This window comes from Corynebacterium pseudodiphtheriticum (genome assembly GCF_023509295.1).
GTDB classification, from domain to species: domain Bacteria; phylum Actinomycetota; class Actinomycetes; order Mycobacteriales; family Mycobacteriaceae; genus Corynebacterium; species Corynebacterium pseudodiphtheriticum.
This window is the reverse complement of record NZ_CP091864.1, coordinates 2,184,199-2,203,898: the sequence shown is the minus strand read 5'-3', so window position 1 is coordinate 2,203,898 and position 19,700 is coordinate 2,184,199. Positions and strand designations below refer to the sequence as shown.

Sequence of the window (19,700 nt, the reverse complement as noted above, 5' to 3'; positions counted from 1 at the left end):
ATAACTTCACAGGATGTTGGTTCTGGTGGTTGTGTTCTTTGTTTGTCTGGCGGGGATGATGATAATTTTATAGGGCCGATGCTTGCTTTTGGTGGCTGCTGACTGTGTGGTTGGTGGTTGTTGTTGGTGAGTTGCGCTGGTTGCTCGTGTGGCAGTCTGGTTCGCGGTGTTGTGATGAACGACACAGTGTTCTGGTTTGTGTTCAAGTGATTGAGTGTGTAAAGTCGGTCTGGCTGCTTTACGAAAAGGGTGCTCGTTGATTAGGGTGCTTGAGTAGTGGGGTGGTGGTGTTGTGTGAGAACTCAATAGCGTGTCAATGTACTTATTATTTTTGATACTTACTTGATTAGTGGGATGTGGATCTTTTTTGTTTCTGCATTTGATTAATCGTTTTGAGTAAGTGTTGCTCTTTGATTTTTCTTTTGTAGTTTTTTGACTAGGTTATCAGACTCTTTTTCTGATTTTTTATGGAGAGTTTGATCCTGGCTCAGGACGAACGCTGGCGGCGTGCTTAACACATGCAAGTCGAACGGAAAGGCCTTTTCGGAGGTACTCGAGTGGCGAACGGGTGAGTAACACGTGGGTGATCTGCCCTGCACTCTGGGATAAGCCTGGGAAACTGGGTCTAATACCGGATAGGACCGCACTTTAGTGTGTGTGGTGGAAAGTTTTTTCGGTGTAGGATGAGCCCGCGGCCTATCAGCTTGTTGGTGGGGTAATGGCCTACCAAGGCGGCGACGGGTAGCCGGACTGAGAGGTTGGTCGGCCACATTGGGACTGAGATACGGCCCAGACTCCTACGGGAGGCAGCAGTGGGGAATATTGCACAATGGGCGCAAGCCTGATGCAGCGACGCCGCGTGGGGGATGACGGCCTTCGGGTTGTAAACTCCTTTCGCCAGGGACGAAGCGTTTTGTGACGGTACCTGGAGAAGAAGCACCGGCTAACTACGTGCCAGCAGCCGCGGTAATACGTAGGGTGCAAGCGTTGTCCGGAATTACTGGGCGTAAAGAGCTCGTAGGTGGTTTGTCACGTCGTCTGTGAAATTCCACAGCTTAACTGTGGGCGTGCAGGCGATACGGGCTGACTTGAGTACTGTAGGGGTAACTGGAATTCCTGGTGTAGCGGTGAAATGCGCAGATATCAGGAGGAACACCGATGGCGAAGGCAGGTTACTGGGCAGTTACTGACGCTGAGGAGCGAAAGCATGGGTAGCAAACAGGATTAGATACCCTGGTAGTCCATGCCGTAAACGGTGGGCGCTAGGTGTAGGGGCCTTTTGGGGTTTCTGTGCCGTAGCTAACGCATTAAGCGCCCCGCCTGGGGAGTACGGCCGCAAGGCTAAAACTCAAAGGAATTGACGGGGGCCCGCACAAGCGGCGGAGCATGTGGATTAATTCGATGCAACGCGAAGAACCTTACCTGGGCTTGACATACACCGGATCGCTGCAGAGATGTAGTTTCCCTTGTGGCTGGTGTACAGGTGGTGCATGGCTGTCGTCAGCTCGTGTCGTGAGATGTTGGGTTAAGTCCCGCAACGAGCGCAACCCTTGTCTTATGTTGCCAGCACGTTATGGTGGGGACTCATGAGAGACTGCCGGGGTTAACTCGGAGGAAGGTGGGGACGACGTCAAGTCATCATGCCCCTTATGTCCAGGGCTTCACACATGCTACAATGGCCGGTACAATGCGCAGCGAGCCTGTGAGGGTGAGCTAATCGCTTAAAGCTGGTCTTAGTTCGGATTGGGGTCTGCAACTCGACCCCATGAAGTCGGAGTCGCTAGTAATCGCAGATCAGCAATGCTGCGGTGAATACGTTCCCGGGCCTTGTACACACCGCCCGTCACGTCATGAAAGTTGGTAACACCCGAAGCCGGTGGCTCAAACTCGTTTAGGGAGCCGTCGAAGGTGGGATCGGCGATTGGGACGAAGTCGTAACAAGGTAGCCGTACCGGAAGGTGCGGCTGGATCACCTCCTTTCTAAGGAGTTTTTATTGTGCACTGATTGTTTCCACAGTTGTGGGTGGTCAGTGTTTTTTGCTGTGATTGTTGTTCATGCACCTGTATGTGGGTGTGTGGGTTGCAGCGTTGTTATTTTTTGTTTGTGGGTTTGCATTCTGTTTTCACTTGGTTGAGTGGGTATCATTTTTTGTGTGTTGGCACGTTGTTGGGTGTCTCGGGCAGCACTTGTGTGTTGTTCGTTGACCATCATGGCTGTGGGTGAACGGTTTGTGTTTGCTTGTGGTTGTGGTTGGTGTGGTGTGTGAGAACTGTATAGTGGACGCGAGCATCTGTGCGCATGATGCAGCTTTTGTTGTGTTGTGTGTGCTGTAATTTTTTTCTTTTGTGTTTATTTTGTTGTGTGTTGTAAGGGCACATGGTGGATGCCTTGGCATGCTAAGCCGATGAAGGACGTGGAAGGCTGCGTTATGCCTCGGGGAGTTGTCAATCGAGCGTTGATCCGAGGATGTCCGAATGGGGAAACCCGGCTGTGGTTGTTCGCAGTCACCTGCTGGTGAATTTATAGTCAGTATGGGGGTTACGCGGGGAAGTGAAACATCTCAGTACCCGTAGGAGAAGGAAACAATAGTGATTTCGTTAGTAGCGGCGAGCGAACGCGAATGTTGGCTAAACTGCATGTGTGTGATACCTGGTAGGGGTTGCATGTGTGGGGTTGTTGGGAGCAATTGTTCAGTCACTACCATGGCTGTGCTGGTGCGTGCGTGTTAGGTGAAGTGGTTTGGAATGGCCCACCGGAGTAGGTGAGAGTCCTGTAGTTGAAGGCATGTGCGTGTTGGTTGTTGTTTCCCGAGTAGCGGCGGGCTCGTGGAATCTGCCGTGAATCTGCCGGGACCACCCGGTAAGCCTAAATACTTAGTGTGACCGATAGCGGATAGTACCGTGAGGGAATGGTGAAAAGTACCCCGGGAGGGGAGTGAAATAGTTCCTGAAACCATGTGCTTACAATCCGTCAGAGCACCTTTTGTTGTGTGATGGCGTGCCTTTTGAAGAATGAGCCTGCGAGTCAGCGGCATGTCGCGAGGTTAACCCGTGTGGGGTAGTCGTAGCGAAAGCGAATCCTAATGAGGGTGTTGTAGTGGCATGTCCTGGACCCGAAGCGGGGTGATCTACCCATGGCCAGTGTGAAGCAGCTGTAAGAGGTTGTGGAGGCGCGAACCCACGTAGGTTGAAAACTGCGGGGATGAGCTGTGGGTAGGGGTGAAAGGCCAATCAAACTCCGTGATAGCTGGTTCTCCCCGAAATGCATTTAGGTGCAGCGTCGTAGGTTAGCTTGGTGGAGGTAGAGCTACTGTTTGGTTGAGCGGGACTATCATCTTAGCAACATCAGACAAACTCCGAATGCCATTGAAGTGTTCTACGGCAGTGAGACTGTGGGGGATAAGCTTCATAGTCGAGAGGGAAACAGCCCAGATCGCCGGCTAAGGCCCCTAAGGGTGTACTAAGTGGAAAAGGATGTGGGATCGCGATGACAGCCAGGAGGTTGGCTTAGAAGCAGCCATCCTTGAAAGAGTGCGTAATAGCTCACTGGTCGAGTGGTTCTGCGCCGACAATGTAGTGGGGCTCAAGTACACCGCCGAAGCCGCGGCAACTTTTTGTTGGGTAGGGGAGCGTCGTGCATGAGGTGAAGCATGAGTGTGAACACGTGTGGATTGTGTGCGAGTGAGAATGCAGGCATGAGTAACGAATTGTAAGGTGAGAATCCTTACCGCCGGATGACTAAGGGTTCCTGGGTCAAGTTCGTCTTCCCAGGGTGAGTCGGGACCTAAGGCGAGGCCGACAGGCGTAGTCGATGGATAACCAGTTGATATTCTGGTACCCGAGTGTGTGCGTCAATGGTGAAGCAGTGATACTAACCACGTGTGAGACTCATTGATTTTGCTCTTTTGAGTGTGTTGATGGGTTGAGTTTGTGGGGCCTGATCTGTGGTCCAAGTGATGGGGTGACGCAGTGGGGCAGCCACGCCGCTTATTGGATTGTTGGTGTAAGCGTTGAGGTTGGTGTCTAGGTAAATCCGGGCACTTTTTGCTGAGGCGTGATGCGTAGCCCTTTTTTGGGTGAATGTGGTGTGCTTATGCTGTCGAGAAAAGCCTCTAGCGAGTGCATATTCGGCCCGTACCCTAAACCGACACAGGTAGTCAGGTTGAGAATACTAAGGCGTTCGGGTGAACTGTGGTTAAGGAACTCGGCAAAATGTCCCCGTAACTTCGGGAGAAGGGGAGCCCCACCGGGTTTTGCTTGGTGGGGCCGCAGAGAATAGAGGGGTCCGACTGTTTATCAAAAACACAGGTCCATGCGAAAACGTTAAGTTGATGTATATGGACTGACGCCTGCCCGGTGCTGGAAGGTTAAGAGGACCTGTTAGATCTTTTTGGGTCGAAGCGGAGAATTTAAGCCCCAGTAAACGGCGGTGGTAACTATAACCATCCTAAGGTAGCGAAATTCCTTGTCGGGTAAGTTCCGACCTGCACGAATGGCGTAACGAGACCCCTGCTGTCTCAACCACAGGCCCGGTGAAATTGCAGTACGAGTAAAGATGCTCGTTACGCGCGGCAGGACGAAAAGACCCCGGGACCTTCACTATAGCTTGGTATTGGTGTTCGGTTTGGCTTGTGTAGGATAGGTGGGAGACTGTGAAACGTGCACGCTAGTGTGTGTGGAGTCGTTGTTGAAATACCACTCTGGCTTGATCGGATACCTGAACCTTGGCCCATGATCTGGGTTGGGGACAGTGCCTGGTGGGTAGTTTAACTGGGGCGGTTGCCTCCTAAAGAGTAACGGAGGCGCCCAAAGGTTTCCTCAGCCTGGTTGGCAATCAGGTTTTGAGTGTAAGTGCACAAGGAAGCTTGACTGTGAGAGTTACTGCTCGAGCAGGGACGAAAGTCGGGACTAGTGATCCGGCACCTACTTGTGGATGTGGTGTCGCTCAACGGATAAAAGGTACCCCGGGGATAACAGGCTGATCTTCCCCAAGAGTCCATATCGACGGGATGGTTTGGCACCTCGATGTCGGCTCGTCGCATCCTGGGGCTGGAGTAGGTCCCAAGGGTTGGGCTGTTCGCCCATTAAAGCGGCACGCGAGCTGGGTTCAGAACGTCGTGAGACAGTTCGGTCTCTATCCGCCGCGCGCGTAGAAACTTGAAAAAGGCTGTCCCTAGTACGAGAGGACCGGGATGGATACACCTCTAGTGTGCCAGTTGTCACGCCCGTGGCATGGCTGGTTGGCTACGTGTAGAAGGGATAACCGCTGAAAGCATCTAAGCGGGAAGCCTGTTTTGAGATGAGGTTTCGTTATTAGGTGCCCTAGAGACTATGGGGTTGATAGGCCAGATCTGGAAGCGTTGTAAGGCGTGGAGGTGACTGGTACTAATTCACCGAACTACTACAACACACCGGTTTTGTTGGCTGGTGTTTTTCATGAGAGATTGATTTTTGTTGTGTTTTGCGTCCACTATGCAGTGTTTGACACACCACGCCGTGTTGTGTGGTTGACGGGCACATGTTTGTTTGTGTGTTGTCTGGTTGGTTGTGTCGGTGGTTGATAGCGGCAGGGAAACGCCCGGTCCCATTCCGAACCCGGAAGCTAAGCCTGCGTCGCGCTGATGGTACTGCACTCGGGAGGGTGTGGGAGAGTAGGTTGCTGCCGACACTATATAATTTCATGTTCGTTTTGGTTTGTTTGGCCCGTGGTTGGGTGCATCGTTGTGGTGTGCCTGGTTCACGGGCCACAAACATATCCGCAGTTAGATTCTTGAATATAGAGAGGTGACGGATGAACGACAACGTCAGTCATGATTCCCTAACCCTCTACGATGCCACCGCTAACAAAGCTGCCAGCTCCGTGATAAAACAATACTCAAGCAGCTTTCATATCGCGACGTGCCTGTATCCAAAATCGATTCGACGAGACATCCGGAACCTTTATGCGGTAGTCCGAATCGCGGATGAGATAGTTGATGGGACCCTGCGCAAAGCAAACTATCTCTCGGGCAATACTCAATGCATGAACAATGCGCTAGCCTCTTACGAACAAACAATTCTTAGCGCACCGCACAAACGCTTCCATACTGACCCCATCGTGCACGCTTATGCCAATACTGCCCGGCGGTGCGGATTCTCCGACGAGCACTTGCAAGCATTCTTTCGCTCAATGCGCATGGATCTAACCACAACCCGCTTCACTGATTCCGAGCTAAAAGACTACATTTATGGCTCCGCAGAAATCATCGGGCTGTTATGCCTCGATATTTTTTATTCCGAGACACCACGCCCAGATTCAACTACCTGGCTACGGATACAGGAAGGGGCGCAACGTCTCGGTGCTGGCTTCCAAAAAATCAATTTCCTCAGAGACTACGCCGAAGACACCACAACTCGCCGGCGCGATTATTACCCTTGCTTGTCCGCGCCGTCCGCAGAAGAAGCATTCAACAGCATCCTGGCAGAAACTCGCTCGGATCTGCTAGCGGGCGCACAAACGATCAAATTACTCCCTCCCAGAGTGCAACCGGCGGTAGCCGCGGCGTCCGAAATTTACCTGGAACTAGCACGCAAACTCTCCCGGAACCCGGAAGCCGTCATCGGCACAGGTGCCAATAAACGCAGATTATCAGTCCCGAAAGCCATAAAAGCCCGTATAGTCAGTCAGGCAATAGTTCGTTCCGGCTATGGTGCCGCGCTACACAAACTAACCCGGAAGGTAGGCGCATGAAAGCTCAAGCGCTGGTGATAGGCGCAGGAATCAGCGGGCTCGCTACCGCCGCGCTTCTGGCAAGGCGCGGGTTTGCGGTCACGGTCGTCGACAAGAATGAGACCATTGGCGGCAGAATTGGCGAAATATCCGACTCCGGGTTTCGGTTTGAGACCGGGCCGTCGTGGTATTTGATGCCAGAAGCATACGACCAATTTTTCCGCATCATGGGTACGAGTACCGCCGCGCAGTTATCACTGTCGGTGCTTGATCCAGGTTACCGCGTGTGGACAAACGTCGGCGAATACGTCGATGTGCCCCGTGGGGCAGACAAGGTCGCGGAGTTATTTGAATCGATTGAGCCAGGGGCAGGAGCACGCTTGCGTAGTTACCTGGCATCCGCGCACCTGGTTTACTCCGTTGCCCTCAGAAATTTTTTGTACACTACCTTCCGTTCACCGTCTGCGTTTTTCCACCCAGAGGTCCTGCGCCGTTCCGGGCACCTGCTCCGGTTCTTGCTTGTTCCCCTACAGCAGTTCGTCGAGAAGCAATTTCACGACCACCGTCTGCGTAAAATTCTGCAATATCCAGCGGTGTTTCTTTCGACCCAACCAAGCACGGCCCCGAGTATGTACCACTTGATGAGCCACACCGACCTGGAGCTGGGAGTGCGATATCCAACCGGTGGTTTCCGGGCTATTGTAGATGCGGTCGCACAATTGGCCCACGAGCATGGTGTCCGCTTCGAATTAGGATCCGAGGTTGTTCGTCTGGATTGCGCGGATCGCTCTGACAGCCCACGGCGCAACAGCCAGCAGAACCGCAGCACGTTTCACTCCGGTGCACAGGCGGGTAAAGCTCACATCAAACGTGTCGAGGTGCGGACAGCGGACGGTAGCCAGACTTATTACCCTGACCTCGTGGTGTCCACGGCAGACCTGCACCACACTGAAACTGTGTTGCTTCCTCGCAGATACCAGAGTTACCCCGAAACGTATTTTGCGAAAAAAGACCCTGGGATCGGCGTCGTACTGGCTATGCTGGGCATCCGCGGAGCGCTACCAGAATTAGCTCATCATTCATTGCTGCTGTCCCCGGAGTGGCAGAAAGATTTTTCTGCAGTATTTTCCGCAGCCGGCGCGCTTCCCGAAAATAAGAGTTCGTTATCGCTGTACGTGTGTAAACCCTCGGCAACCGATGCGACAGTGGCCCCTGCCGGTCACGAAAATCTTTTTGTACTAGTACCTACAGCGCCCGATCTGGGGATTGGCTATGGTTCCGGCGATCATGCCGACGAACGCAATAATGCTGCTTTTGCGCAGCAGGAATCACCGGCGGTAACAGCTATCGTCGACAAGGCTGTGGCTCGGATTGCCCAAGTGACAGGCGTTAATGATTTGGCGGAGCGAATTGTGGTGCGGCATACGCTCGCGCCAGGAGATTTCGCGAAGGATTTCCATGCTTGGCGCGGTGGTGCTCTCGGCCCGGCGCACACGCTGGGGCAATCCGCGATGTTTCGACCGCAGAACAAGTCGAAAAAACTCTCCAACCTTTACTACGCCGGTGCGACTGTCGCGCCCGGGGTGGGGGTGCCGATGTGCCTGATTTCGGCCGAAAATGTTCTCAAACGTATCGATGGGCGGACAGATTCCCGTCCCATGCTTGCCGACGAAGTGCTGCATGGCAGCCACTGCAAGCGAAATCGCAGCCACTAAAAGCGAATTTTTAACTTTGCTGCAAGGTATCGAGCACCCCTAGCTCGGTACGAAAACTGCGCTGCCGACCGTTTAACGGATCGGTGAAAGAGATTTCCCGGGCGATGAGATGCATGGGCACCGCAAAATCTTCTTCGTCCTCTTTGTATATCCGCGGATAAACAGGATCCCCCAAGATGGGTACTCCTGCCGCCCACATATGCAGGCGCAGTTGATGTGTTTTGCCGGTGACTGGGGCCAACCGGTAACGCGCCAATGGTTGCTGCGAGCCGTGGATTTTTTCCAGCTCGGTTTGTTCTGCCGGGCTGCACGGAGTGATGGCATCTACATAGGTGATCGCATTGGTTTCGCCTTCCACGAAGCGGCCCTGCAATTCGCCAGGGTGTTTTTCTAGCCGGGAACGCCAGCTAAGCCGACCGTCGTGAGCAAGCGAGCTGGCCAACTCTGGATTATAAGCCGCGACGGCCTCGTACACCTTGGATACCTGCCGTTGCGCGAACAGCGTTTGATAAGGCCCGCGCAGTTCGGAACGGGTAGTGAACACGACCAACCCGGAGGTCAAACGGTCCAGTCTGTGAGCAGGAGAAATCTCCGGGATACCGGTGAGCCGACGCAACTGCACAGTCGCGGTTTGCACAATGTGGCGAGCCCGCGGCATCGTAGCCATAAAAGGTGGCTTGTGGACCACCAGCAAATCATCGTCGCGGTGGATTATGGTGAGTTGATAGGGAATTTCGGCTTCCGGGGCAGGGGTTTTGTAGAAGAAGACTTCACAATTTTCAGGTAGCAGCTCGTCGGGGGAAAGTGGGGCGCCGTTGTGGCGTACTACCTCGTGATCGCGAAAGCGTTGATAAATCGCCTCCCAATTATCGTCTGGGTGGCGATGTCTCTGGGAAAAGATCACCTCAGCGACGGCATCGACAGCTCGAATCCCGGATGGTGGGGCGCCTTGAATGCGGATGCGCGTGGGGTTCAGACCATCTTTGATGGGTAATGGGGTGGACTTTCGGCGCATGTCGTTTATTATATCGTTATGGATTTGAACGCATTATTAGAACCAATCACCAACTTCTTTGCCTCTGAAATTGGCGCCACCATCTCACGGGTACTGCACAGCATTTTCCAGCTTTTCTACCCAGCTAACTCGGAAGCTGCACACAAGTAAAAGTATTCCCCACTTTTCCCACGCCTTGTCGCCTTACAGGGCCGTGGTTTCGGACGCGATGAAGCGCACGAAAAAGCCGTTGTGTGCATTGTAAATCTACAGACAGTGGCGGTGATCGCGGTTATACTGGGTGGTGGAAGGGATATTTTCGCCGGATTTGCTCATATCAGGTTCGGTCAGAGGTATTCACCAGTTATGGCTGAAAACGACCTGTAGAAAGGGCGGTCACAATGTCCAAAGAAGATATCATTGTAGTAGCAGTAGACGGATCCGAAGCTTCCAACGAGGCTGTCCGTTGGGCAGCAAATGCAGCGGCAAAGCGTGGCGTTCCTCTACGTCTGGCTTCTAGCTACACGATGCCACAGTTTTTGTATGCAGAAGGCATGGCTCCGCCGAAAGAGCTTTATGACGAGCTGCAAGGCGAAACTTTAGACAAAATTGAAGCCGCGCGGAAACTGGCTTTGGAAGTGGCTCCTGAAATTAAGATCGGTCACACGGTTGCCGAGGGCTCTCCGATTGACATGCTATTGGAGATGTCCAATGACGTCACCATGATTGTTTTGGGCTCCCGCGGTCTGGGCGGTTTGTCTGGCATGGTTATGGGCTCTGTTTCTGCTGCGGTAGTTTCCCACTCCACCTGCCCAGTCGTGGTGGTTCGGGAAGATTCCGGAGTTACCGAATCCTCCAAGTATGGCCCAGTCGTCGTCGGCGTAGATGGTTCTGAAGTTTCCCAAAAAGCTACGGAATACGCTTTTGCCGAAGCGCACGCCCGTGGCTCTGAGCTGATTGCGATCAACACCTGGATGGATATGCAGGTGCAGGCATCGCTGGCAGGCTTGACTGCTGCACAGAAGGAATGGGAACAAACTGAAAAAGAACAAAAGCAGATGATGGATGAGCGTTTGTCTGCTTTGGTGGAGAAGTACCCAGAGGTACCGGTGAAGAAGGTCGTGACTCGCGATCGTCCGGTGCGGGCGTTGGCGGAAAACGCGGAAGACGCTCAGCTGCTGGTGACCGGTTCACATGGCCGCGGCGGATTCAAAGGAATGCTGCTAGGATCGACTTCTCGTGCACTGTTGCAATCCGCGCCGTGCCCAATGATGGTTGTTCGCCCAGAATCGGAGTAAAAAATGGAAACCCTTAGCTTGGGAATTATCGCCTGGATTGTTATCGGTGGTTTGGCAGGTTGGATCGCCGGTAAGATTAAAGATTCTAGCCAAGGGTTCTTCGGAAACATCCTTGTCGGCATCGTCGGCGGTCTACTCGGTGGTTGGCTACTGAGCCTGCTCGGCTTCGATGCTGCCGGCGGTGGTTTCTGGTTCAGCCTGCTCACAGCCATTCTTGGTTCAGTGATTCTGCTGTCTATCCTGAATGCGATTAAGAAATAATGCTGCGAAAGTAGCTGCACTAAGCCAGTCGGTTTCTACCGGCTGGCTTTTTTAGTGACCAGAATCTGAATTCAAAAGTCCCACTAGTGCGCGCAAACTGAACCGGGTGGTCTATATTGTATGAAGACCGACTAGTGCAGGTGCGTGGTCTGATCGCGCATGCGGCTGAGAACAGGAAGGAGCCGGAGTGAGCACCGCTAAGAAGAAGACGACGGCTAGCCGTCGCCAGAACCGCCCGAGTCCCCGCACTCGGTTGCTCAACTCTGCCACCAAACTTTTCGACACTGAAGGCATTCGCGTGATCGGTATTGACCGGATTTTACGCGATGCAGATGTTGCCAAAGCCTCGCTATATTCGTTGTTTGGTTCCAAAGACGCGCTGGTAACCGCCTATATCGAGAAACTTGATGAGGACTTTCGGGAAGATTGGCAGCAGCGCACGGCAGAACTCACCAATGTGGAAGACAAGCTTTTGGCTTTCTTCGATAAAGCCATCGACGATGAACCAAAAAAGGATTTTCGCGGCTCGCACTTTCTCAACGCAGCTAACGAATATCCAAAGCCAGAGACTGACTCTGAACGGCAAATCATTTCTGCGTGCATGAACCACCGTAGCTGGGTGCATGACACCATGACCGCGCTGTTAAACGAGAAAAATGGCTACCCGTCCGCAACCCAGGCCTCGCAGCTGCTTATTTTCCTCGATGGCGGGCTTGCTGGCGCACGCCTGACCCGCAGCATCAACCCGCTGGTGACAGCACGAGACCTGGCGCGGCAGATGTTAGCGGCGCCACCAGCGGACTATTCGATTTAGTCGCGCCCACCTTCCCCTGGAGTATCGCTCGCGTCGCTAGAGGTATTTTCGGTAGTCGTATCCTGCGGAGCGTCGGCATTTGCAGACCCAGCCTGGGCAGCCTTCTTTTCGGCCTTTTCCGCCCGACGCTGACGCGCAATCTCTAGTCGCGCTTGCTGCTGCTTTTTCCGCAGCTCCTTTTTCTCGGCACGCTCCTGCTCTGCAGCGCGTTGCTTTTCTGCGCGGGTGGCGGCGAGCTCTTTTGCATACTCCGGATCTTTTCGCGCACGCTTATTTTCTTGTTTGCGTTCCCGTTTGCTCTGCTTACGGGCCTTTTTCCGCTGCCGGAACAATTGATGTGACTCACGTCGAGCCTCGTGATGCTCTTCTCGCAGTGGGTAGCGCACACGTACCAACACAATGAACAAGAGTGATTGCACCAACGTCCACAAGTTATTAATGAACCAATAAATAATGATGGCCCAAGGGATCGGCACGTTAAAAGCGACAAAGAACAGCATGATCGGCACAAACACCGACATCATGATCAAGAATTTGAATAACCGGCGCGCGATAGCATTCGACCATTCAGTGGTATAGAACGCGCGGAAGGTACTGATCACCAAGTTGATCGTGGTAAAAGCAATAGCCAATAGCAGCGCGGGCATCATCCCAGAAACGACTTCCGCGGTGCTAATACCAAAGGCCTGCTCTAGGTCTGGGCCCATCGAGGCGAATGCCGGAAGTGGAATGCCTAAAAATTCTGTGTGGCGGAAATCGCTGACCTCCGCGGCAGTTAATAAGCCGATTGATTCTGCCGGCACAATGCCCATTTCTGCGCCAGAGCTGCCCGCAGCGCCTGCTTGTCCGGAACCGCCTTCTAGCGGGTTCGCCATTAACAACAGCAGCCGATATAAACCGATGAAAACCGGAATCATGATTAATGGCGGTATACACCCCATTATTGGGCTGTAACGGTATTCGTCGTAAAGCGCTTGTTTTTTCTTTTGATATTCGCGAATCTCGTCGGTGCTGGTTACTTCCGCGTATTGTTCCTCAAGAGCGTTTAGGCGCGGCCGAAGTAATGCGATGACGCGCCCAGAACGGGCGGAATACCAGGTCAGTGGTGCGATCAGCCCGCGGACAGTGACGATGAGAAATGGAATGGAGACCAGCCATGACACGGAGTCTTCTAGCCCAAAGATATTTTGAAAGATCAGGTGCCATAGTTTCATGACCGCCGAAACCGGGTACATGAACAAGTCATATAAAGCTTCCATAGAAAGAGCGCGCTTCCTTCCGACGAGGATCGTTTCTGCCGGGGATTAGGCAGAAAAATACCGGCCGTTTAAAGTCTAGCCGTACGGCTGCACTGGGTAAGCTGTGGGCATGAGCAGCCCGGATCTTGTTGCAAAAAACGGTGGTACTGAAGTTGAGTCCGAACCCGATTTACGTGTACCGCGCTCGGTAGCGGTGACGCCTGATTCCGCGGCAGAGGCAGAGGCCGCGATTGCCGATGTAGTAGCTGATCGTGATGTGCTGGGTGATGGCATTCATGTACTCACCGCCGTGTTGTTAGTGGTTGGTGTGGTTGGTTCATTGCGTATGCCGTTGCCCGAAGCCAGTTTGAACCTCATTTTGTACACTGCTTTTGCCGCAATCTATTTCGCCGGTTCGGTGTATCTGGATGAGAAAGAAGAAAGCGTCCAACTATTTTGGCTTTTCGGTCTCCTAGCTGTGTGGATGGCGATTATGTTCGTCACCCCCATGGGAGCCTACCTGGCGTTTACTATTTTCTTTTTGTTTCTGCGGGTGCTCGATGGGGTGCGTGGGATTGTCTCCGTCATGTTTGCCACCAGCATCACGGTGATCATGCAGATACCGTCGGGGCTTACTCTGGGCGGCATCATGGGGCCGACGGTCTCCGCTATTGTTACCGTCGCAATCTATTTTGCCTTTACGACGCTGTCCCACATCAGCCGCCAACGCGCGCAGTTGATCCATGAGTTAATGGAGACTCGTGAGCAGCTAGCGGAATCCGAACGCGAAGCCGGGATTAATGCCGAACGCCAGCGTATCGCCCACGAAATTCACGACACCCTGGCGCAGGGGTTGTCCTCCATTCAAATGTTGCTGCACGCGGCGGACCGGGGCTTAGATCGTATCGACGCAGCGCATGAGGGCGATGAGGCAGTGGATTCGTCTCAACCGCGCCACCACATTGAACTTGCTCGCACCGTGGCCGCTGATAACTTGCAAGAGGCCCGGGCCATGATCGCCGCGTTGCAGCCGGCCACATTGGCGGAGACTTCCTTGCAACAAGCCTTGGAACGTGTTGCGCAGAATTGGGCAGACACCAGCGAGATCGTCATTGACGTAGAGGTGGACGGTACAGCGCGGCAGCTGCCGATGAAAACCGAGGCCGCGTTGTTGCGTATCGCGCAGGGGGCGACCGGCAACGTCGTCAAGCATGCTGGGGCTAGCCGGGCGCGCATTACCCTGACTTACGACGAGGACATAGTGCGTTTGGACGTGGTGGATAATGGAGCTGGTTTTGATCTTGCCGACGTCGACAAGCGCCCCAGTGGGTTGGGGCATGTGGGCTTGGCAGCTATGCGACAGCGGGCCGCCGAGCAAGGCGGACAGATGGAAATTGAAACCGAACCTGGGCGCGGGACCGCGGTATCGGTGACGATGCCGTGCACGGAATAGCCGGGGAGTAAGATAAAGCTAAGTAACCGTCAGAAAAGGGGTAGTTGTCCACCATGATCAGAGTCTTGCTGGCAGACGACCACGAGATCGTGCGCCTTGGGCTGCGCGCAATTTTGGATGATGCGGAAGACATCGAAGTTGTTGGCGAAGTTGCCACCGCCGAGGCCGCGATTTCTGCCGCGCATGCTGGTGGCATTGACGTGCTGTTGATGGATCTTCGATTTGGCGCTGGCGCGGAAGGTCACCGGGTAACTGGTGGGGCAGAAGCCACGCGCACGATTAAAACTTCAGTGCCACACCCACCAAAAGTACTGGTGGTAACGAATTATGACACGGACGCAGATATCCTCGGTGCGATTGAGGCCGGGGCAGTGGGCTATTTGTTGAAAGATTCCCCGCCGGCGGAGTTATTGGCTGCGGTGCGTTCAGCAGCAGAAGGCGATTCTGCGCTGTCGCCGGTGGTTGCGGATCGTTTGATGACGCGCGTGCGCACCCCGCGCAGTTCGCTGACCCCGCGTGAATTGGAGGTGCTGAAGCTGGTGGCCTCGGGGTCGTCGAACCGCGACATCGGCACTGAGCTGATGCTGTCGGAAGCCACCGTGAAATCACATCTGGTGCACATCTACGACAAACTGGGTGTGCGCTCCCGAACCTCGGCGGTGGCCGCTGCCCGGGAGCAGGGAGTGCTTTAACAGCGCGTGTTATCCTTCGGCGATATTGCGCTGAATATCTTCGGTGATTAAGTCAATATCGTTGCTGACGCTGCGGTGCGCGCGACGACGCTGCTGGTCGGTCATGAACTCAGCGTTGTCGACGGCTGCTTTCAGCTCGTCCAAGCGCTCGTTAATATCGCGTTTGTATCCTGGCTTCACGCTGGTGTCCTGCAGCGAATTGCGGATGCCCTGGATGCGTGCCTTCAAATCCGCACCGTGGCCACTAAACCGCGCCATCTGTTCTGGGGTGACACCAGAACGCTGTGCGGTGCGTTTGCTGAACTGATCCTGTGCAGCAGTAATACCGCGGTAAATGAGTGGCAGCGCCAGCGGCAGCAGCACGCGGGAAGCACCGGCGAAACGCTTGACGTTATCGGCGTTGAATTTGCCGGTTTGCAGCTTATCCAGCTCCATCTTCGCCATCTTTTCTTGGTGCTTGCGTTTGGATTTCAAGCCCTTGTTTTCGTCTTTAATAATCGCGCGTTTTTGCTTCGCCAGCAGCTTTTCGCGGCGTGCGCGTGCCTTCGAATCAGCTTTGATCTCTGCTTTCGCGCGGGCCTTGGCGGCTTTGACGGCGGCTTTGGCATCGCTACGGCGCTTACGGAGTGACTTCATCAAGCCCATGGTGTGCTCACCTTTGCTGAAAATTGCGTATTTTTACCTGTTGCTGATTCAACAATACCTGGTGGTCTCGACTAGGCTGACCACCTGTGATCAGCCGTCGGGATTTTGTGGAAGCGCATGACCTCGTCGGCTGCCATTATCGCCTGGTGCAAGCCCGCCGTTACCCCGAGACCCCGGCGACGGAAGCTGCGCAAGAACGTGCGTTGCGCAGCGCCGATGCCCGGGCGGAGGTGGCTGCTTTATTGCCGGTAGCCCCCGCGCTTGGCGACGGCCGCCGCCGGAATTTCCGGCGAATAGATTTAGGTCCGCTGCCCGCTGGTGATGCTGCGGCGGTGGAACGCCGGGAGTTTGACACCTTAGAAGCCCTTGCTTGGCAGCCGGATCTGGTGACCGGTGCGGTGCTGGCAGGAACCACGGGCAATCCTGAAACCGGGGACACCGCCGGAGGCATGGGTACGCCTGGCGGGGCTGATATTCCGCGTAACGGGCAGGCTTGCAAGGACGGCAACACACCTGTGGAGTGGAAAGTTTCCGTCGACGCTCTGGTGCGCACCGGGGACAACGCGTACCTGCCGGTGATGGTCAGCAACCACCGCGTGGCGCGAGAAAAAGCCGGTGGCGCGGTAGCCGTTCTTCCCACTCACCGCGCCGGGCTGGGCCAACCCATCATCGAGCAATTTGCCTTGCGTCAGCATTCCGTTGACGGTTATCGGTTGGGCCTGGCAGCACGTGCGCTCGACGAACTCGGGCTGGCTACCGGTCGTGGTGGTTTGATCGGGCAGGATCGTCGCCGGATTTTCCTGATGGATACCCAACGGTTCCAGCGAGGGTTGTCGAATGCGCTTGCTGCTGTGCAACCGGAGGAATTACCACAGGGGCCGCGGCGTCGAAAAGAATGCGCGAGCTGTCGGTTTTGGGTTTATTGCGAGCAAGAGTTGCAGGCCACCGACGACATCAGTCTGTTTTTATCGGGTGATCGGGCTGATTACTTGCGCGAACGTGGGATCACCACTGTCGAGGCGCTGCGCCGGGCTGATCCCGCTGTGGCCGGTGATTATGCCCAGTTGGCGGATGCGTGGCGGCGTGGAATCACCTTTTTAGCCCGCAGGCCAGCAGAAGAGATGCGGATACCGCGTGCCGACGTCGAGCTGGACATCGACATGGAAGCCTACCTCGACCAAGGCGCGTACTTGTGGGGCGTGTGGGATGGCGCGGATTACCACCCGTTTGTCACCTGGGACGAGCTCGGTGGGGCGGCAGAAACCCGGAATTTCGCGAAGTTCTGGGAATATCTGTGCCAGCGGCGTCGGCAAGCAGAATCGGTGGGCCTTAGCTTTCGGGCATATTGCTACTCCGCGCATGGGGAAAACCATTGGATGCGCATGTCAGCGCGACGTTTTGCAGGCCAGCCAGGTATTCCGAGCATGGAAGAGGTCAGCGCGTTTATTGCCTCTGAGCAGTGGGTGGATGTGTTCCGCTATGCCAAGCAGTTTTTGGCCGATACCGCAGGCATGGGACTCAAGCAGGTGGCGGCGACGGCCGGGCAGCGTTGGCCAGACGAGGATGTGGATGGCGAGCAGTCGGTGAATGCGCGCCGGAAAGCCGTGGGCGATGGGCCGGAGGCAACCCGCTGCCGGGAGCAGCTTTTGGGTTATAACCAGGGCGATTGCCAGGCCACGCGGGTGGTGCGGGATTGGTTGTGCGTGGGTGCGCCGGGCGTGCCGCGGATGCGGAGTGTTCGCTAGTCAGCGTTAGGTGTTTCCTTGACGTGCGCGAAAATACCAAGCGCCAGCATCGCACCGGCCAACAGCGCAAGCGTGCCGACGAAACCCCACCACGGCAGGGCAGTAAAAATCAAGCCGGCCAGCGCGCCGACGACCGACGAACCCAGGTAGTAGCACAGCACGTACATGCTGGACGCCTCGGCGCGGTTGTGCTCTGCGATGGCGCCAACCCAGCCGGACGCGATGGAATGGGCGGCGAAAAAGGATGCGGTGAAAATCAGCAAGCCGGTCAGGCTAAGCCACAGCCACGGGGTGGCGGTAAGGAGCAGTCCGATGATGAATGCTGCGGTGGAAAACACCAGCACGGTGCCGCGGGAGAATTTTTCCGCCAGCACGCCTGCCCGGGCTGCCGAGTAAGTGCCGCTGAGGTAGGCCAAAAATGCTAGCGCGACGATGCCTGGGGAGAGCTCGAAATAGTCGATCAAGCGGAAGGCCAGGAAGTTATACAGCGAGACGAACACGCCCATAGCTAAGAACGCGATGAGAAACATGGCTGCCAGCGACGGGTTTTTCCAGTGCGTGACCATGGATTCGTATTCGGTGCGAAACCGCAGGGCTTTCGGTTCGAAGAACTGCTGGCGCGGCAGGGTGAGCGCCACGATGATGGCGAAGCCGAGAGCTAGGAGGGATGCACAGAAGATTGCTACGCGCCAGTCGGTGACTTCTAGCAGCATCGACGGGAGCAACCGGCCGGTGAGCCCACCGACGGAATTACCTGCGACGTAGACGCCCATGGCGCGGGCCAGGAAACGGTGGTCGAGCTCTTCAGCGAGCCAAGCCATGGCCACCGCGGGCGTGCCAGCGATGAAAGCACCATGCAGCAACCGCAAGGCGATGAGTTGGTGGATGGTTTGGGCGAGCGGAAGCGTCAGCCCGATGAGCGAGGCCGCGATGGCGGAGATAATCAGGACTCGGTTGCGGCCAAAGCGCTCCGAGAGGATCGAGGCCGGAACCACGCAGATTGCCAGCATTCCCGTGGCGACGGAGACTGTCAGCGCTGCGACGGTTGGTGTGGTGTCGAAGGCGTCGACAAGCGCAGGCAGCATAGCCTGGGTGACATACAGCCCGTTGAATACGGCCAGCCCCGCTGCCAGGACCGCGACGGTGGCTAACCGGTAGTTGCGTTCTCCCCGTTGTAGGCCGCGTGCGGGTACTGTTTGTGCCATATATTACATGGTGCCACGTTTTTCACTATGCGGTTGAAGAAGAGTTTTAGACCTGGCACTTCAGGGCACGAGACAATGGAAACCTAGGCAAAAGCCGAAGAAAACGAGGCACTTCATTCCCAATAGTCCCTTTGCATACCCCGCATACAAAACCCAAATGCACCTATCCTCTTCATGAAATGCAAACTATAACTTCTCCTCATTTCCGTTATTCGCATCAAGTGCTTGGAACAGCTCTTGCCTTGTTGGGTTCTCAAGGTTCTTTATCAACCTTCCATCCGACAAGACAACGGCACGCTGTGCCTGTGCTGCCACATCTAAATCATGCGTCACCATGACCACAGCAGCGCCTTGTCGGCTGAGCTCTGCAAGTTCGTTCATGACTAAGCTCCCAGACCGAGAGTCCAACGCACCCGTCGGCTCATCGGCGAACAACACTCGAGGCTTCGTGGCTAAGGCTCTGATAATCGCCACTCGTTGGCGTTGGCCACCAGAAAGTTGGGCAGGATAATAGTTCTTCCGTTCGGCTAACCCAAACTTTTCAAAAAGGTTATTCAGCTCTTTTTTCGCTATTTTTTTAGATACGAATCGTAAGCCCAGCTGGACGTTTTCCAGGGCTGTCATGGAATCTACCAAATTATAATCTTGAAAAACGAAGCTTGCGTTTTTACGACGAATATCGCTCCGCTGCTTTTTGGAGGCAGTCACCAAATCAACTCCACACAAAACACTGTGCCCAGAGTCAGCTTGCATGAGTCCAGAAATGCAGTAAAGAAACGTTGATTTTCCCGATCCAGAAGGGCCAACGATTGAGATAAACTCGTTCTCAATCACAGAAAAGTTGATCCCCTTAATGACTTGTTCTTTTTCTTTTTTATTGATCAAAAATGATTTTTTTAGTTCTTGTGTCTCGATAATATTAGTCATTTTA

Annotated in this window: 14 protein-coding genes and 3 rRNA genes; 12 read left to right on the top strand and 5 right to left on the bottom strand. The window is 54.7% G+C overall.

Annotation, left to right across the window (positions count from 1 at the left end):
* Positions 1-464 precede the first annotated feature (464 nt).
* The 5 genes from L9H78_RS09835 to crtI all read left to right on the top strand — a co-directional run bounded on the left by L9H78_RS09835 (position 465) and on the right by crtI (position 8,424).
* Positions 465-1,980 (top strand): 16S ribosomal RNA (locus L9H78_RS09835).
* 377 nt (positions 1,981-2,357) lie between these two features.
* Positions 2,358-5,410 (top strand): 23S ribosomal RNA (locus L9H78_RS09830).
* Positions 5,411-5,549: 139 nt separating this feature from the next.
* Positions 5,550-5,668: ribosomal RNA gene (gene rrf / locus L9H78_RS09825) — 5S ribosomal RNA — on the top strand.
* Together the 16S, 23S and 5S rRNA genes form the textbook arrangement of a ribosomal RNA operon.
* Before the next feature lie 123 nt (positions 5,669-5,791).
* Positions 5,792-6,730, top strand: a complete 939-nt coding sequence (locus tag L9H78_RS09820) for a phytoene/squalene synthase family protein (protein ID WP_249619971.1) — start codon at positions 5,792-5,794, stop codon at positions 6,728-6,730.
* The gene (crtI, locus tag L9H78_RS09815; protein WP_249619970.1) at positions 6,727-8,424 is read left to right on the top strand and encodes a phytoene desaturase family protein; all 1,698 of its coding nucleotides are present in this window, start codon (positions 6,727-6,729) and stop codon (positions 8,422-8,424) included. The genes L9H78_RS09820 and crtI overlap by 4 nt, the downstream gene beginning before the upstream one ends.
* Positions 8,425-8,434: 10 nt before the next feature.
* On the opposite strand, the gene L9H78_RS09810 is transcribed toward crtI, so the two are convergent.
* Positions 8,435-9,439, bottom strand: a complete 1,005-nt coding sequence (locus tag L9H78_RS09810) for a pseudouridine synthase (RefSeq protein ID WP_249619969.1) — start codon at positions 9,437-9,439, stop codon at positions 8,435-8,437.
* Between the two features lie 18 nt (positions 9,440-9,457).
* Between L9H78_RS09810 and L9H78_RS10560 the strand changes: the two genes are divergently transcribed.
* The 4 genes from L9H78_RS10560 to L9H78_RS09795 all read left to right on the top strand — a co-directional run bounded on the left by L9H78_RS10560 (position 9,458) and on the right by L9H78_RS09795 (position 11,791).
* Complete coding sequence (locus L9H78_RS10560) at positions 9,458-9,589, top strand: hypothetical protein (protein WP_283775212.1); 132 nt, start codon at positions 9,458-9,460, stop codon at positions 9,587-9,589.
* Positions 9,590-9,819: 230 nt separating this feature from the next.
* Positions 9,820-10,716 (top strand): universal stress protein, encoded by an 897-nt coding sequence (locus L9H78_RS09805; protein ID WP_249617834.1) that lies wholly within the window; start codon positions 9,820-9,822, stop codon positions 10,714-10,716.
* 3 nt (positions 10,717-10,719) lie between these two features.
* Positions 10,720-10,977, top strand: a complete 258-nt coding sequence (locus tag L9H78_RS09800; RefSeq protein WP_249617833.1) for a GlsB/YeaQ/YmgE family stress response membrane protein — start codon at positions 10,720-10,722, stop codon at positions 10,975-10,977.
* A gap of 187 nt (positions 10,978-11,164) precedes the next feature.
* A complete protein-coding gene (locus L9H78_RS09795; protein ID WP_249617832.1) occupies positions 11,165-11,791 on the top strand; it encodes a TetR/AcrR family transcriptional regulator in 627 nt (208 codons plus the stop codon).
* Here L9H78_RS09795 and yidC read toward each other — a convergent pair.
* Positions 11,788-13,050 carry a membrane protein insertase YidC gene (gene yidC / locus L9H78_RS09790; RefSeq protein ID WP_249619968.1) on the bottom strand — a complete coding sequence of 421 codons (1,263 nt, stop codon included), beginning with the start codon at positions 13,048-13,050 and terminating at the stop codon, positions 11,788-11,790. The genes L9H78_RS09795 and yidC overlap by 4 nt on opposite strands.
* A 109-nt stretch (positions 13,051-13,159) precedes the next feature.
* On the opposite strand from yidC, the gene L9H78_RS09785 reads away from it, so the two are divergent.
* Both L9H78_RS09785 and L9H78_RS09780 read left to right on the top strand, forming a co-directional pair.
* Positions 13,160-14,482 carry a sensor histidine kinase gene (locus tag L9H78_RS09785; RefSeq protein WP_249619967.1) on the top strand — a complete coding sequence of 441 codons (1,323 nt, stop codon included), beginning with the start codon at positions 13,160-13,162 and terminating at the stop codon, positions 14,480-14,482.
* A 53-nt stretch (positions 14,483-14,535) separates the two neighbouring features.
* Positions 14,536-15,174 carry a LuxR C-terminal-related transcriptional regulator gene (locus L9H78_RS09780; protein WP_021353445.1) on the top strand — a complete coding sequence of 213 codons (639 nt, stop codon included), beginning with the start codon at positions 14,536-14,538 and terminating at the stop codon, positions 15,172-15,174.
* Between the two features lie 9 nt (positions 15,175-15,183).
* Here the strand turns inward: L9H78_RS09780 and L9H78_RS09775 are convergent, their stop codons facing one another.
* On the bottom strand, positions 15,184-15,819 hold the full coding sequence (locus L9H78_RS09775; protein ID WP_249619966.1) for a DUF6474 family protein: 636 nt from the start codon (positions 15,817-15,819) through the stop codon (positions 15,184-15,186).
* Positions 15,820-15,905: 86 nt separating this feature from the next.
* Between L9H78_RS09775 and L9H78_RS09770 the strand changes: the two genes are divergently transcribed.
* The gene (locus L9H78_RS09770) at positions 15,906-17,564 is read left to right on the top strand and encodes a TM0106 family RecB-like putative nuclease (RefSeq protein WP_249619965.1); all 1,659 of its coding nucleotides are present in this window, start codon (positions 15,906-15,908) and stop codon (positions 17,562-17,564) included.
* Here the strand turns inward: L9H78_RS09770 and L9H78_RS09765 are convergent.
* The gene (locus L9H78_RS09765) at positions 17,561-18,769 is read right to left on the bottom strand and encodes an MFS transporter (protein ID WP_249619964.1); all 1,209 of its coding nucleotides are present in this window, start codon (positions 18,767-18,769) and stop codon (positions 17,561-17,563) included. The two genes, L9H78_RS09770 and L9H78_RS09765, sit on opposite strands and share 4 nt — an antisense overlap.
* Positions 18,770-18,955: 186 nt before the next feature.
* Complete coding sequence (locus L9H78_RS09760; protein ID WP_249619963.1) at positions 18,956-19,696, bottom strand: ABC transporter ATP-binding protein; 741 nt, start codon at positions 19,694-19,696, stop codon at positions 18,956-18,958.
* Positions 19,697-19,700: the final 4 nt, after the last annotated feature.